A 14,135-nucleotide genomic window follows, 5' to 3' on the forward strand; every position below is an offset into this window, starting at 1 on the left:
TGAGTGCAGTGTAGTTTTTGTAGGCTTTGGAACGTTATAAAATTCACTTTTAAACTTCAACGTACTATGCCACTTACTTCTCCTCACCAAACGAAGGCGCCTTACAAGCGGTAGGCGGAGCAATAAGACGGATAGGTGCCCTTCCTATCTGGCTTATTGTGGGAGCCATCCGCCAGCGCCGAAGTGGGTTCAATGACGAATCACTTCACTACATACAGAAGCGGATTGAAGTGGCTTGAAGTTACTGAATCGCTGACGAACTTCTAAGATTATGTCGGATCGTTGCACGACTTTTTTAGGGTGCTGAAGTTCGTAAAGGTCAGCTTTCTATCACCGCTTCGGCACGTGGGGGATTGCCTCCCGCCCCCGCAGTAGTGCCTTTGCTTTTTGAATACAAAGAAGTTGTAGTAAGCTTTGGTACATAGTAAAATTCACCTTTAGACTGTAATGTACTATAATACGGGCTTCCCCCGCGCTAAACGCAGGCACCTTGATGCCCTAGTTGTGGAACGGGAAACGTTACTAGAGAGAGAAGTTTCATCGAAAGGTAGCGTCTATACCGATATCGATATCGCATCTGCTGAATTTGCTCATCATGCTCCGTATACAGTAGCGCTTGGTGATTCGGTAGAGTTGGATAAAGTTGAAGATGGGGCATTCATTTATCAAAAGTGCTGAATGAATGAGGTATAGCGCGATGCAAGAGTGACGTGTCCGTTCGTAGAAGTGTGATCGAGCTCATAGAAGCTTCAATATGCGTCTAAAACCAAGCTAGGTTTCCTCATTAGGGAGAGTTGTACGTGAAAACTATACATACTGTATCAAAAATCATCTCAAAATACTTGCCGATCTGGATCGTACTCTTATCCATCATTGCCTACGTCATGCCGGATGCGTTCGTCTCCATTCGGCAATTGACAGGCTTTGGACTAGGGACAATCTTCTTCTTGATGGGTTTATCTCTATCATCGGAGAAATTGTTAGAGGTCATCAAACGTCCGAAGTATGCTTTGCTTGGTGTTTTACTGAAGTGGTCAATCATGGTCGGTGTTTCGATTGCTATTGCCTATCTGTTTTTCGGTAATCAAGCAGAAATTGCGACGGGTATTATTTTAGCAGGTACGGTTCCAAGTGGTACGTCTGCGAATATTTATACGTTTATTGCAGGGGGAGAAGTCGCGTTAAGTATCACGATGGCGACATTAGATACATTTATCTCACCAGTGCTGACCCCAGTCTTATTGCAGACATTTGCGGGACGTTTCATTCCCATTGAATTTTGGCCATTATTTCTTAACATTATTTATATCGTCTTCTTCCCGCTGCTTGCAGGATTATTTGTCCAGTGGAAATTTCATCGACCGGTGGAAAAGATTAAGCCATATACAGGTGTGCTGTCGCAATTAGCTTTATTCCTCGTAATCTTGTCGGTCATTTCTAATGCACAGCAAGCGTTGTCGGAGAATTTGTCAGTGTTGCCACTTGTTTTTGTAGCTGTTACGCTGCAAGTTTGTATTCCGATGGGTGCAGGTTATTTCATCGCTAGGTGGATGGGGGTACCAGAGCGTAATGCGCGTGCAATTTTATTTCATACGGGGATTTGTAATACGGCACTTGCCGCCACGCTCGCCATGGAACATTTCGGCTCGCTCGCTGCAGTACCAGCCGTTGCTAATATGGTAATGAATTTAACAATCGGTGCTTTAATGGCTAGTTTGTTCGAGAATAAGTTTAGGCTTACGGATGAAGAACTACAGACATGAAAAACACTCTCTTTCGCAAAATGAAAGAGAGTGTTTTCTAGTGAATTAAAATACTTTATCGCCATTAAAGATGGAGTTCTTCACGATTACATAATCTACCGTGCGAATAGCGCTAAGCGTTTTTCCTCCAGCGTAAGAAATAGATGATTGTAGATCCTGTTCCATTTCAATTAATGTGTCTTTTAGTGGACCTTTATATTCCACAAACACCTTTTTTCCTTCGATGTTCTTCTTTTCACCTTTTTGGAACTCGGACGCGGAGCCGAAGTATTCTTTATATAGTTGGCCGTCTTGTTCTACTGTTTGACCGGGAGACTCTTCATGTCCCGCGAAAAGAGAACCGACCATGACCATGCTGGCACCGAAACGAATAGACTTTGCAATATCACCATGTGTACGAATACCGCCATCTGCAATGATGGGTTTAGAGGCTGCTTTTGCACATAAACGAACTGCCGCAAGTTGCCATCCACCTGTGCCGAAGCCGGTCTTAATCTTCGTAATACATACTTTTCCTGGCCCGATACCAACCTTTGTTGCATCAGCACCCGCGTTTTCAAGTTCACGCACAGCTTCTGGCGTACCGACATTACCCGCAATAACAAAGCTCATTGGTAAGTGCTTCTTAATATGCTGGATCATTCGAATGACTTGATTGGAATGCCCGTGAGCGATATCAATTGTGATGAACTCTGGAACAAGTGCATCAACAGCGAGCTGCTCAACAAAACTATATTCCTCTTCCTTAACACCTACACTAATGGAAGCAATCAAACCACGTCCATGCATATCTTTAATGAAATCTACTCGCTTCTCTGGATGGAAACGGTGCATAATATAGAAATAGCCTTCCTCAGCTAATTGAATCGCAATCTTTTCATCAATAATTGTCTGCATATTAGCAGGTACAACAGGTAATCGAAATGTATGTCCGCCTAACATAACCGATGTATCACACTCTGATCGGCTTTCTACTACACATTTTGCGGGAACTAATTGTATATCTTCATAATCAAATACAGTTTCCATTACAATCACCTCTATAAACGAATGTTTTCATATAAACTCATTGGATGGTTTGTCCTTGTGTAATTTACATGATATTTAACTGAATGTCAACGCTTACATAGCCGTATGATCAAGAACATTTATACTAACTTTCGTTTGAAATGTGCAGCTGTTAAAACGACAAATACGAATGCTAGACCTAGAGTAAGGAGATAGGATACAAAAACATCTGTGGGTAGTAGATCACCTGTCAATAATTGTGGCGGCGCAGTAGCTAGTTCAAGTGGATTCCATGATTTAGACTGCGGAAAGATAGCTGTGATGAATAACCCGATCATGGCAATAAACGTCACTACTATACCTCCATAAGATGTAGCAAAATATGTGTTTCCCCATAACGTAACAGCTAGAAGCAATAAACCAAATACATATAAACAACTGGCTGCGAAAAATAAGTGCTGAAGTTCACTTTGATCCCAATAATAAGCAGTATAGGCATATGTGATAATGAAGGATAAACCAATCGCCAACGTCCAATAGCAAAGTGCCATCATATACTTCGTCGTAATCACTGTACTTCGACGCAAACCTTTTGTCAGCAAAATCACGAGCGTACCTTTTTCCAATTCCTTTGACATCATCGTGCTAAACAGCAAAATGAAAACGACCAAGCCCATTTGCGGCACATTTTTGTAGAATTGCAACCAAGAGTCAAGTGCAGTTGGCGCAGGTAAATCCAGGATCGTGCCAGCGGGCATGAGTTGTTCTAGTAAGGCAGGCGTAATTTTAGCGGTAAATGGATTAAGGATACCTAAAATTGAGAAGATCACTACGACGAGCAATAGTTTATATGTCTTGATGCTCTCAAACCATTCCTTCTTGAAAAAGCCAAACCATTGATTCATGCAAGCACCTCCAATACAAGTTGCTCAAGTAATTTTGTTTGAGGTTGTATCGATTGCACAATAAGTTCTTGTCTGGTCAACTCTTTCATAAATGCTAAACGAGCCGCATCGTCAGCTAAAGTGACAAGTAGTGCATTCGCGTCTATTCTCATAGTAAATGGCAGGTTTTGAAGTCGTGCCATTGCTTCGGTAGCTGGAATTGTGAACGTATAGATAAACTGTTCACTAAATTGCTGCTGCAGATTGATGAGTTTATCTTGAAATATAATAGTCCCTTTATGCAACATCGCGACATAATCACAAATTTGCTCGGCATCTGAAACGATATGTGTGGAAAAGAAGACGGTAGTTTCAGTTTTAGCCTTCTGTAATATAGATAAAATTTGTGCGCGTCCCGCAGGATCTAGTGCGGATGTTGGTTCATCACAAATCAATAGCTTCGGACGGTTGAGCAAAGCTTGAGCAATACCAAGCCGTTGTTTCATTCCTCTTGAAAAGGTGCCAATCAGTGATTTGTTATCAACAAGACCGACCAATTCTAGCAATTCATCAATCCGGTTCATCTGTTCACTTTTTGGCATGTGTGTAATAACTGCACAAAGCTCTAAGTACTGTCTTGCATGAAAAAACGGATAAAATTCAGGAACATCAGGCAAATAGCCGACATATTCGTTTGAACGTGTCTCGCCGAATGTCACACGTTCGCCTGCGATCGTAATGGAACCCGCAGTGAGTGGCAGCAAGCCGAGCATGCATTTCATTAGTGTCGTCTTGCCAGAACCATTTGCTCCGACGAATCCGAAAATCGTATGTTCTGGAATGTCGAGGGTAATATTTCGTAGTACTTCGTGTGTACCGAATTTCTTCGTCACACTATTAATTTGCACGACTATGACGATCACCTCTTCCGAAGACAAAATAAACTAGTGGCCCGATAAACTGAATGAATAATACGATTAGTAGCCACATCACTTGATTGCCAAATCGATAGTGTGGGTGGCGAATGACGTGAATGGCTGAGAAAATAGCTAATCCAAATTGCAAAATAATAAGTGGAACCAAGAAGGGTAAGTATTCTAGTAATAAATCTAGGTCGTTATTCATCAACATTCCTCCAAACCAAAAAGTAGTCGTTTACGTAACTCTTGCATTTCTTCATCCTGATAAAAGGGTTCAAAGAAGGGGGCATCCATTGACTCTACTATCGATTGTTTAATGATTTCTGTATTACGCAGTGCATTTGTACCCAAATCCAATTGTTCTAGCCAATCCTTTAATAAATTAAAGTATTCATCGCCTCGTAAGGAAAAAGGAAATAAATCATGAATGCATACGTCCACGTACTTTTGTAAGTAGCAATAAAGTAATTCACGATTCTTTGAAAGAGCTGCACATTGCGCTACACCGAAATAAAATTGAAGGCATACATTGGGATGTAATTTTCTTAACGTATATAGCTCAATCAATCCGTTGATTCGATGAATGGTTTCATTAAAAATCCGAGTATCAGTTGCTGATAGGCGCAAATAAAGAGGACTACAGCCAACGAGCTGAAGGATGTTTTGGTACATCATGACTTGAATGACGCGCATCGCTTCCTCTTGCTCTTCCAGTTGTTCAAATGCAGTCGCGAGCAAAATCTCATCCCCGACGTTTGGCTTGATGACACCATCTAATAATTCCAATGTAGTTTTAGGATCTGCTTGCATAAGTGCAACTGTTGCTTGTAAAGAGTTGGCTTGACGCAGAACCCAAACATCTTCACTTAGTAGGCGGATGCGGTCAAGCCACTGATTGATCTTCTGTAAAACAGAAGGGCTGTCTTCACTCAACATATGATGGTTGAGCATCAGAATACTCATCTGTAATAAGAAGGCGGGGTCGTGATAATATAGTTTTATTTGTTCTTTAACCTCAGTGAAGACTAATTTGAATGGTTCTTTACCGAAACGAGAAGCAAATTCATAGTAGAAACTTTGGATTGCTTCTTTGGATAGCTGTCGTTCATAACCAAGCAACTCATCGACAGTCAGCCCAAAATACGAAGCGATTTTCGGCAATAGGGTGATATCAGGATAGCTTAGTCCTTTTTCCCATTTCGACACGGAAGCTTTAGATACCTGACAGTAAGTAGCGAGCGTATCCTGTGTAATTTGAAGACGTTTTCGTTCTTGTAAAATGATAGAGCCTATCCGTAACATAACATCACACCTTTCTCTATTAAGTATAAGATTAAATAGCAGTTGATTCAATCAACTGTTGGGTGATTTATGATGTGGTTAGTCAACTGATAGGAGATAAGAATGAGTAGTATGTATGATAAAGAGAGAGTGTGCAAATATACTAGAAAGATATGAGTAAAGAAGTTTCTATAAAGATACAAAAAAGCCAGTCCATGAAAGACCGGCTTCTATTCACACACTAACGGATGTGAATGGTTCTAAAATATTCTTTTTCGGTTTTGCTTGGAATTGTAGAACTTTCTCTGTCGGATCGTATGAATCTCCATAGAAATCTTGGTCTTTGTAGGTATGAATTTCTTCGTAGGTGGTTTTCATCGCGTTGAATACTTCTTTTTCATCCGCTTTGACAGGTGCTGGAGGTGTCCAGTATAGAATTTCGAGGATTGTTTGTTCCCCGGTGGCTAATGAACGGCGACTATAACCGATTTTCTGTGCATGAGTGAAATCTTCTCTTGCATAGAATTTTAATCGTTTGCCAGTATCGGGTTCTGCTTCATCTACTGGTTCAACTTCCAGTAAGATTGGCTTGTTTTTGGTCTTCAACGAATCCAGCAGTTTTTTTCCCAGCCCTTCACCGCGTGCGGCTGAAGATACGAAAAGATAATCTACGAACACGAAGTCCTCCGTCTCCACGTACATTAATACGTGCTTCGGCCCTTCTTCCTTATAGTAGACATTGCCTTTGTCATTCAATAATGTCTCCATATGTTCCTTTGACTTCATCTCTTCGATTGGAAAATACTCTTTCAATTTGTTGTACCAATGCATGTGTTAAATTCTCCTCCATAGGTAATTCGGTGTACCTGGAGCTTTTTGTTTGGGGATCAAACAGGTTGAGGAAAAAAGAGGTCAGAAAAAAATCCTCATATCTAGTATACTCTTTTTTCAGATGAAATAAACCTAAATCGTAATAAAAGTTTAATTTTTTTATTATACGCAATGAAAAACGATGATAGAGTTAACGCTATCATCGTTTTCGTATGATGTTTATCTACGGCTTTTACTTCCTGAATAAGCTTCTTTTTTCTTCTTTTCATTCATTATTTTTTTTACGACAGGATATAACACCATACCCCATTTAAATACGTTTTTCATTACTTTTATCATACTGGACTTCCTCTCGTTTTTGAAGTTGTTATTAGTAATTTCCCCGTTTACTGACTGTCTAAACTTTTCCTTTATGAATTTTGAATATAATGTGGGTCAACTCTTAATTATAATGCGTAAAGACTATGAATCCTTAATTAGAGAACTTCCGTACATAAACAAAGGAGTGAACGATATGCGTCAAGATATTCAAGAAAGACAATATAGCTTACAGGAAAAGCGATTGAAGCAACGTCGTTTAATAAAACGCTTAGAGCAGACGAGTCAAAAACTGATCGCGATGAAGCAAGAACGTGATCATCTTCACCGGCAGTTGACGAAAGAACAGCAAGACGTCGTGAAACTCGGTAAGTTTTCATTTGCTAAGAAAATTAGTGAATGGACTGGCACATGGGATGAAAAGATGAAGAAGGAAATAGAGGAAGCGGCCGAAGCTGAGTTGAAATTTAATGAAGCTGAAAAGAATGTATTGGATCTAACGGAAGAGGAGAATGTGTTAAGCGAGCAATTAAAGGATCCGGACTTTATCTATATCGAGGAAGAATGGGAAGATTTCTTAAAAGAAAAGGAAGCATGGATTCGTATGAATGACTCCGTCTCCAATCAAACATTGCAGAAAATTGCTGATGATCGAGTACGTGTCTATTCGATGATCCGTGAAATCGACGAAGCATTTGAAGCGGGTCAAAAAGCGGAACGTGCGTTGGCTGGGGCGATGAAAAAGTTAGATTCCGCTGAAGGTATATCGACGTGGGATACATTTTTAGGTGGAGGACTATTTGTGTCCGCTTTAAAGTATTCGGAAATCAATAGCTCCGATGATCTAGTTCATCAAGCACAGCGGGCATTACGCCACTATGAAACGGAGCTGATGGATGTCCAGGATGCTGCAACAGAATCCTTCCAAGTGAATAAGAATGACATCTTCACATTCACAGACGTCTTTTTTGATAATATTTTCTCTGATTGGAAGATCCATACGCGCATTACGGACGCTAAAAAGAAGCTACACGCAATCATGCAAGATGTCCGACGTATACAGGACCAACTAGCTAGAAAGCGTGCAGCTTCTGAAGAAGAAATCCGGAGACTTGATCAGCAACAGGCAGATATTATCCTGTCGTAACGTAACTTAAATTCGTGTCAGTGTCTTGCCTAAATAGCCAAAAAGAACGGTCAAGATAGGACTCAATAGACAAAAGAATGCGAATGGTAAATATGCAATCGTCGGTACGTCAAGCACAGTCGTAATGAAGATTCCTGCCACACTCCAAGGTACGAGTGGATTAATAACAGTTCCTGCGTCTTCCATTACACGGCTCAAGTTTTTATTGGCAAGGCCGACTTTTTCATAACTTGATTGGAATGCTTGACCGGTCAAAAGAATAGACAGGTACTGCTCGCCAATTAGTATGTTAATGCCGATTGCGGTAAGGGCCGACGTTAAAATGACAGATGATACTTTGCGCAATAAGCTTTCAATTTTAGTAAGTAAGCATTGAACGATGCCGAGTGTAAACAGCATGCCACCCATACTGAGTGCCAGCAACACAAGCGAAATCGTGAACATCATGCCTTCCATACCGTCGCCGCGTGACAATAATGCATCAACGGCCTCTACACCAGTTGAACCTGTATAGCCGCTAAATAGAATTTTTAGTACGTCGGAAATGCTGTAAAATGTATGAATATAAGCAATCATAATAGCGGATACTGCACTGACGGCAAGCGTCAAAATTGCAGGTACTTTAACGAATGTCAAAATAATTAGGATAGCAACTGGAACGAGTGTGTACCAATGGATTAAATTTGTTCCAAGTAGGGCGGTAGTAAATGTCTCTACCGTAGCTATATCACTTGTCGTCACGCTTGGAGACAAGGCACCGAACAGTATGAGCGAGAGTAAGAATGCTGGAATCGTCGTCCATCCCATATTGCGTATATGTTCAAACAAATCCACACCGACAATTGATGAAGCTAAGTTAGTCGTGTCGGATAAAGGAGACATCTTATCCCCAAAAAACGCACCCGATACGATAGCACCTGCCGCAAGTGGCAATGAGAGATCGAGTATATGCACCATACTGATGAATGCCACGCCGATTGTCGCTACGGTTGTTAATGAACTACCGACTGCTAAACCGATAATAGCGGTGACGATAAAGACAATCGCGTAGAAGAAAGCTGGTGTAATCAATTGAAGCCCTGCATAAATGATTGTCGGAATCGTACCGCTCATCATCCAACTACTTACAAGAACTCCGATAAAGAAAAACAGGAAAACTGCACTCATTCCTGCACTTGCTCCATCAACCAATCCTTTTTCTAGCTCTTTGTATGTGAGTTTTTTCCATAAACCGTAGCCAAATAGCAATAAAATTGAAAATAAAATCGGCACATGTGGGACGGAATCAAATTTTACAATGCTGACACTGATCATAACGACAATCAGTGTAGTCAATAACACGGAAGCTTTAACAGTAGGTGTATGTATTGCCTTGATGGGAAACATGTGAATGACCTCCTATAATTAGAACGAAAAGAACTCCATTCATCCCAAGTTGCAGGGACGAAGGAGTTTTACGTTCAGTCTCTTTTTGCTACTGCAAATAATTTCACTGAAGACTATGCTTCATTTTATATGATGTACCTATTATATACGTAAAGATATACCGTTACGAATTCTATCATTTTCAACAAATAAGTCAATAGACGATTCGCTCTATAGCACCTAACTACAACAAGTTTTAACGAATAACCCAAATTACGTTATTCCCTAAGTAGTTAGGGTAAATTAAAGTATAACAACATATAGAAAGGGATGAGTACCTATGACGACGGCCAAGGAAATGGCACCGCAACCTGAAAAGCAGAAGCGCAATTTAAAGGGCTTGTGGATTATTTTAGCTTTTGCAGTCCTACTAGTCATTGTTTTACTTCCGAATCCAGCAGACTTGCCAGTAGTTGGGCAACGTGCATTGGCGATTTTGGCATTTGCAGTCATTCTATGGGTGACAGAGGCTGTTCCGTATCCTGTAAGTGCAGCAATGATTTTAGGGTTAGTCGCTGCATTACTAGGATTAGCTCCAAATATGGAAAATCCAGAAGAAATGCTCGGAACGAAAGACGCTTTGAAAATGGCATTAATGGGCTTCTCTAGCCCAGCCGTTGCGTTAGTCGCTGCTGCATTATTCCTAGCTACCGCCATGCAAACGACCAATTTGCATAAGCGTTTGGCGCTTTATATTTTATCGAAAGTAGGCGTGAAAACAGGAGCGATTATTTTTGGTTCGATTATCGTATCCATTGTTTTAGCATTTTTCGTACCTAGTGCAACTGCTCGTGCAGGAGCTGTCGTTCCAATCTTACTCGGAATGGTAGCCGCATTCGGATTACCGACAAATAGCCGACTAGGTGCGTTGCTAGTTATTACAGCTGTGCAGTCCGTCTCTATTTGGAACGTCGGGATAAAGACAGGTGCCGCGCAAAATATGGTAGCGCTAGGCTTCATCGAGAAGGAATTCGGTGTTTCTGTTGCCTGGAGTTCTTGGTTCCTTTATGCAGCACCATGGTCAATTCTGATGTCTGTAGCTTTATTTTACATTATGAAAATGACGATCAAACCAGAAACGCAAGTGGTTGAAGGTGGTAGGGAGTTGATTCAAGGTCAGTTGGGTGAACTTGGTAAGATGAAGTCTTCCGAATTGCGCCTGATCATAATCTCACTTGCTTTACTGTTTTTATGGGCAACAGAAGAAAAACTACATCCGTTTGATACAACGACTGTCACCATTGTAGCCATCGCGATTTTACTGACACCTAAGATTGGAGTGTTCGAGTGGAAAACCGTACAGCAAATGATTCCATGGGGGACCATTCTCGTCTTTGCGGTCGGTATTTCGTTAGGAACGATCTTATTGGATACGACAGGTGCACAATGGTTATCGGATAAAGTGTTCGGTGCAATGGGCTTAAATAATATGCCGTTGCTTGCGACGATCGCTTTACTGTCCCTATTTAATATCTTGATTCACTTAGGCTTTGCCAGTGCGACGAGTCTATCGTCCGCGCTTATTCCAATCTTCATTGCATTGACTACAACTATTACGCTTGATGTCAATGAAGTTGGATTCGTCTTGATTCAGCAATTCGTCATCAGTTTTGGTTTCTTACTTCCGGTCAGCGCGCCTCAGAACATGCTCGCGTATGGTACAGGAGCCTTTTCAGTAAAGGACTTCTTAAAAACGGGTGTTCCATTGACCGTTATCGGTTATCTATTGATCCTTCTATTCAGTGCAACGTATTGGAAGTGGATTGGATTGTTGTAAGATTTAAAAGCAGAGACACACTTGGTCTTTGTTTTTAATCGCGAATAATCATTATAAATACGTATTAAGTGGTCTGGGGTTTACACTTTACAGGGAACGTAGCGTAACAATATCCTTTAGACTGTCACCTGACCTTTACTTGTAAGCTAAAGAAGTAGAGACTCATTTTGTGTCTCTACTTCTTTAGGTTTATACATCTTAGGATCTTGTAGCATTTAACTTCTTCTGCAGCTTGCGGCACGTTATCAAACCCGACGTCCACAACACTAGCGACGAGTAATACGTTACAACTGGCTATTGAGTACAAATCAACCTGTCCAAAGACGTATAGTATCAACTGAATTTGGGTTGGATAATTCCGATCAATAAGTAAATTCCGTATAATGAAATAACCTGTGTGACAATGCATGGTTATTGACAGAGGCGCAACTATCTTTTATGATTCATATCACAAATATATATAAGAATAGTGGGGTTTAGAAAATGAAGAAAATATTACTACCATTTTTAATAGTTTTATTAGCGTCTGTACTAGTTGCATGTGGTTCAAAAGACGAGGAAAAGACAAACAGCTCAACTGATAAAACAGATGAGTCAACAGGTACTAACGGTCTGTTTGATGAAGTAATAGAAAAAGGCGTATTAAATGTAGGAACAGAAGGAACATATGCACCTTTCTCTTTTCATGACGAATCGGGAAAGCTAACAGGATATGATGTGGAAGTAACGCAAGAAGTTGCAAAGCGTTTAGGCGTGGAAGCGAAGTTTTTTGAAACGCAGTGGGATGCAATTTTTGCGGGACTCGATGCAAAGCGTTTTGATATGATTGCTAACCAAGTAGGTATTAATGAAGAGCGTAAAGTGAAATATGAATTCTCACAACCGTATACACAGTCTAATTCTGTGTTAGTCGTCAGAGCAGGTGAAGACATCGCATTTGACGGGATGGAAGGCAAAAAAGCAGCACAGACATTGACGAGTAACTATGGTGAACTTGCGAAGTCAAATGGGGCGGAAATCATTAAGATTGATGGTTTTAACCAGGCAGTTGACTTAGTGATCGCCAAGCGTGCGGACGGAACATATAATGACAAACTTTCAGTACTTGATTATATGAAACAAAAACCGGATGCACCAATTCAAATTGTAGAACAGGAAGATATTTCGGAGGAAAATAAATCGAAAAATGCATTTCTGTTCAGACAAGGTAACACAGATTTAGTGGACGAAGTAAACAAAGCATTAGATGCGATGCGTGAAGACGGTACGTTACAAGAGATCTCCGAAAAATGGTTCGGCGAAGATGTATCTTAACAGTATCGCCTTAAGCCCTGAACGGATACAGAGACTTCAGGAAATCGCATCAACTTCCATCGGGCCATTAATCGAAGGGGCTATCAAGTTTACGATACCTTTGGCGATTCTTGCTTTTATCATAGGGTTGACAATTGCTATTTTCACAGCCCTTGCAAGAATCTCAACCAGTAAAGTATTACGTGGACTTGCGCGCGTGTATGTATCCATCATTCGTGGAACACCATTGCTCGTTCAATTATTTATTATTTTCTATGGATTGCCGACAATTGGCATCGTCATTGATCCATTTCCATCAGCAGTCATTGGATTTTCCTTGAATGTAGGGGCTTATGCTTCTGAAATTATTCGGGCTGCGATTTTATCCATCCCAAAAGGACAATGGGAAGCAGCCTATTCTATCGGCATGAATTATTCTCAGGCACTACGTAAAATCGTTTTACCGCAAGCTGCGAGAGTGTCGGTTCCTCCTCTTTCAAACTCCTTTATCGGATTGGTAAAGGATACGTCATTGGCTGCGACAATTTTGGTGGCAGAGACATTCAGACGTGCACAAGAAATTGCATCGATGAATTACGAGTTTTTATTCGTCTACTCGATGGCTGCACTTGTTTACTGGGTAATTTGTTTCGTTCTATCCATTATTCAAGGTAGAGTTGAAAAACGCCTCGATCGTTCTGTTGGCAAGGGAGGTATTTCATGATTACGATAGAAGGACTGAAAAAGTCATTTGGGTCATTAGAAGTGATTAAAAATGTGGACTTGGAAATTGGGCAAGGAAAAGTAGTTGTTATTATCGGACCGTCCGGCTCAGGTAAATCTACATTATTGCGCTGTCTCAATGTGCTTGAAACACCGAATGCTGGCAAGATCACGATTGACGGTCAACAGCTAGACTTCGACAAGCCAGTCTCCAAGAAGTCGATCAGTACATTCCGCCGTCTAACAGGGATGGTATTCCAAAGTTATAATCTATTCCCGCACTTAACTGCGACAGGAAATGTCACGGAAGGATTGAAGACGGTAAAGGGTGTTTCTAAGAAGGATGCGCAACAAAAAGCAGAACAATTACTTGAAAAAGTTGGTTTAACTGCGCATAAAGATAAGTATCCATATCAGCTATCAGGTGGTCAACAACAACGGGTAGCTATCGCACGTGCACTCGCGATGGATCCGAAAGTGATGTTGTTTGATGAACCTACGTCAGCGCTAGATCCAGAACTTGTCAATGAAGTGTTGCATGTTATGAAAGATTTGGCGCATGAAGGTATGACGATGGCTGTGGTGACACATGAAATGAAGTTCGCACGGGAAGTGGCGGATGAAGTCATTTTCATCGATGGTGGTGTCATTGTAGAAAGAGGCGTACCTTCACAAATTTTCACTAATCCACAACATGAACGTACGAAGAAGTTTTTTAGTTTATTACAGTGAATTCGAAAAGTGCTTGGCATTCTGTTGATGCCA

Annotated in this window: 14 protein-coding genes; 7 read left to right on the forward strand and 7 right to left on the reverse strand. The window is 40.9% G+C overall.

The genetic code is table 11. The annotated features are described in order from the left end of the window. Positions 1 to 447: 447 nt before the first annotated feature. On the forward strand, positions 448 to 678 hold the full coding sequence (locus tag ORD22_RS03100) for a PhlB family protein (protein WP_317644419.1): 231 nt from the start codon (positions 448 to 450) through the stop codon (positions 676 to 678). Between the two features lie 122 nt (positions 679 to 800). Then, positions 801 to 1,763 carry a bile acid:sodium symporter family protein gene (locus tag ORD22_RS03105; protein WP_317644420.1) on the forward strand — a complete coding sequence of 321 codons (963 nt, stop codon included), beginning with the start codon at positions 801 to 803 and terminating at the stop codon, positions 1,761 to 1,763. A 45-nt stretch (positions 1,764 to 1,808) separates the two neighbouring features. Here ORD22_RS03105 and guaC read toward each other — a convergent pair whose 3' ends face one another. From guaC to ORD22_RS03135, 6 genes are all read right to left on the reverse strand, one after another. Continuing rightward, positions 1,809 to 2,792 carry a GMP reductase gene (guaC, locus tag ORD22_RS03110; RefSeq protein WP_317644421.1) on the reverse strand — a complete coding sequence of 328 codons (984 nt, stop codon included), beginning with the start codon at positions 2,790 to 2,792 and terminating at the stop codon, positions 1,809 to 1,811. A 119-nt stretch (positions 2,793 to 2,911) separates the two neighbouring features. After that, complete coding sequence (locus ORD22_RS03115) at positions 2,912 to 3,676, reverse strand: ABC transporter permease (protein ID WP_317644422.1); 765 nt, start codon at positions 3,674 to 3,676, stop codon at positions 2,912 to 2,914. Beyond that, positions 3,673 to 4,548 carry an ABC transporter ATP-binding protein gene (locus ORD22_RS03120; RefSeq protein WP_317644423.1) on the reverse strand — a complete coding sequence of 292 codons (876 nt, stop codon included), beginning with the start codon at positions 4,546 to 4,548 and terminating at the stop codon, positions 3,673 to 3,675. Before ORD22_RS03120 ends, ORD22_RS03115 begins: the two co-directional genes overlap by 4 nt. A 4-nt stretch (positions 4,549 to 4,552) precedes the next feature. Further along, positions 4,553 to 4,780 carry a PLDc N-terminal domain-containing protein gene (locus ORD22_RS03125; protein ID WP_317644424.1) on the reverse strand — a complete coding sequence of 76 codons (228 nt, stop codon included), beginning with the start codon at positions 4,778 to 4,780 and terminating at the stop codon, positions 4,553 to 4,555. Next, positions 4,780 to 5,877 carry a helix-turn-helix domain-containing protein gene (locus tag ORD22_RS03130; RefSeq protein WP_317644425.1) on the reverse strand — a complete coding sequence of 366 codons (1,098 nt, stop codon included), beginning with the start codon at positions 5,875 to 5,877 and terminating at the stop codon, positions 4,780 to 4,782. Before ORD22_RS03130 ends, ORD22_RS03125 begins: the two co-directional genes overlap by 1 nt. Before the next feature lie 213 nt (positions 5,878 to 6,090). Further along, complete coding sequence (locus ORD22_RS03135; protein ID WP_317644426.1) at positions 6,091 to 6,687, reverse strand: N-acetyltransferase; 597 nt, start codon at positions 6,685 to 6,687, stop codon at positions 6,091 to 6,093. A gap of 514 nt (positions 6,688 to 7,201) precedes the next feature. Here ORD22_RS03135 and ORD22_RS03140 point away from each other — a divergent pair. Next, positions 7,202 to 8,152 carry a hypothetical protein gene (locus ORD22_RS03140; protein ID WP_317644427.1) on the forward strand — a complete coding sequence of 317 codons (951 nt, stop codon included), beginning with the start codon at positions 7,202 to 7,204 and terminating at the stop codon, positions 8,150 to 8,152. Between the two features lie 6 nt (positions 8,153 to 8,158). On the opposite strand, the gene nhaC is transcribed toward ORD22_RS03140, so the two are convergent. Next, complete coding sequence (gene nhaC / locus ORD22_RS03145; RefSeq protein ID WP_317644428.1) at positions 8,159 to 9,538, reverse strand: Na+/H+ antiporter NhaC; 1,380 nt, start codon at positions 9,536 to 9,538, stop codon at positions 8,159 to 8,161. Between the two features lie 337 nt (positions 9,539 to 9,875). Here nhaC and ORD22_RS03150 point away from each other — a divergent pair, with 337 nt between their 5' ends. The 4 genes from ORD22_RS03150 (at position 9,876) to ORD22_RS03165 (ending at position 14,102) form a co-directional block, all read left to right on the forward strand. Then, the gene (locus tag ORD22_RS03150; protein WP_411567614.1) at positions 9,876 to 11,354 is read left to right on the forward strand and encodes a DASS family sodium-coupled anion symporter; all 1,479 of its coding nucleotides are present in this window, start codon (positions 9,876 to 9,878) and stop codon (positions 11,352 to 11,354) included. A 483-nt stretch (positions 11,355 to 11,837) separates the two neighbouring features. Further along, positions 11,838 to 12,668 carry an amino acid ABC transporter substrate-binding protein gene (locus ORD22_RS03155; RefSeq protein WP_317644430.1) on the forward strand — a complete coding sequence of 277 codons (831 nt, stop codon included), beginning with the start codon at positions 11,838 to 11,840 and terminating at the stop codon, positions 12,666 to 12,668. Further along, positions 12,658 to 13,371 (forward strand): amino acid ABC transporter permease, encoded by a 714-nt coding sequence (locus ORD22_RS03160; protein ID WP_317644431.1) that lies wholly within the window; start codon positions 12,658 to 12,660, stop codon positions 13,369 to 13,371. The genes ORD22_RS03155 and ORD22_RS03160 overlap by 11 nt, the downstream gene beginning before the upstream one ends. Continuing rightward, on the forward strand, positions 13,368 to 14,102 hold the full coding sequence (locus ORD22_RS03165) for an amino acid ABC transporter ATP-binding protein (protein WP_317644432.1): 735 nt from the start codon (positions 13,368 to 13,370) through the stop codon (positions 14,100 to 14,102). The genes ORD22_RS03160 and ORD22_RS03165 overlap by 4 nt, the downstream gene beginning before the upstream one ends. Positions 14,103 to 14,135: the final 33 nt, after the last annotated feature.

It is taken from the genome of Sporosarcina sp. GW1-11 (assembly GCF_033088395.1).
Taxonomy (GTDB): Bacteria; Bacillota; Bacilli; order Bacillales_A; family Planococcaceae; genus Sporosarcina.

Excerpts from the sequence above, each read along its gene's own strand:
- ORD22_RS03125 (WP_317644424.1), bottom strand. The coding sequence starts at position 4,780 with ATGAATAACGACCTAGATTTATTACTAGAATACTTACCCTTCTTGGTT.
- ORD22_RS03130 (WP_317644425.1), bottom strand. The coding sequence starts at position 5,877 with ATGTTACGGATAGGCTCTATCATTTTACAAGAACGAAAACGTCTTCAA.
- ORD22_RS03140 (WP_317644427.1), top strand. The coding sequence starts at position 7,202 with ATGCGTCAAGATATTCAAGAAAGACAATATAGCTTACAGGAAAAGCGA.
- guaC (WP_317644421.1), bottom strand. The coding sequence starts at position 2,792 with ATGGAAACTGTATTTGATTATGAAGATATACAATTAGTTCCCGCAAAA.
- ORD22_RS03155 (WP_317644430.1), top strand. The coding sequence starts at position 11,838 with ATGAAGAAAATATTACTACCATTTTTAATAGTTTTATTAGCGTCTGTA.
- ORD22_RS03150 (WP_411567614.1), top strand. The coding sequence starts at position 9,876 with ATGGCACCGCAACCTGAAAAGCAGAAGCGCAATTTAAAGGGCTTGTGG.
- ORD22_RS03100 (WP_317644419.1), top strand. The coding sequence starts at position 448 with ATGTACTATAATACGGGCTTCCCCCGCGCTAAACGCAGGCACCTTGAT.
- ORD22_RS03165 (WP_317644432.1), top strand. The coding sequence starts at position 13,368 with ATGATTACGATAGAAGGACTGAAAAAGTCATTTGGGTCATTAGAAGTG.
- ORD22_RS03135 (WP_317644426.1), bottom strand. The coding sequence starts at position 6,687 with ATGCATTGGTACAACAAATTGAAAGAGTATTTTCCAATCGAAGAGATG.
- nhaC (WP_317644428.1), bottom strand. The coding sequence starts at position 9,538 with ATGTTTCCCATCAAGGCAATACATACACCTACTGTTAAAGCTTCCGTG.
- ORD22_RS03115 (WP_317644422.1), bottom strand. The coding sequence starts at position 3,676 with ATGAATCAATGGTTTGGCTTTTTCAAGAAGGAATGGTTTGAGAGCATC.
- ORD22_RS03160 (WP_317644431.1), top strand. The coding sequence starts at position 12,658 with ATGTATCTTAACAGTATCGCCTTAAGCCCTGAACGGATACAGAGACTT.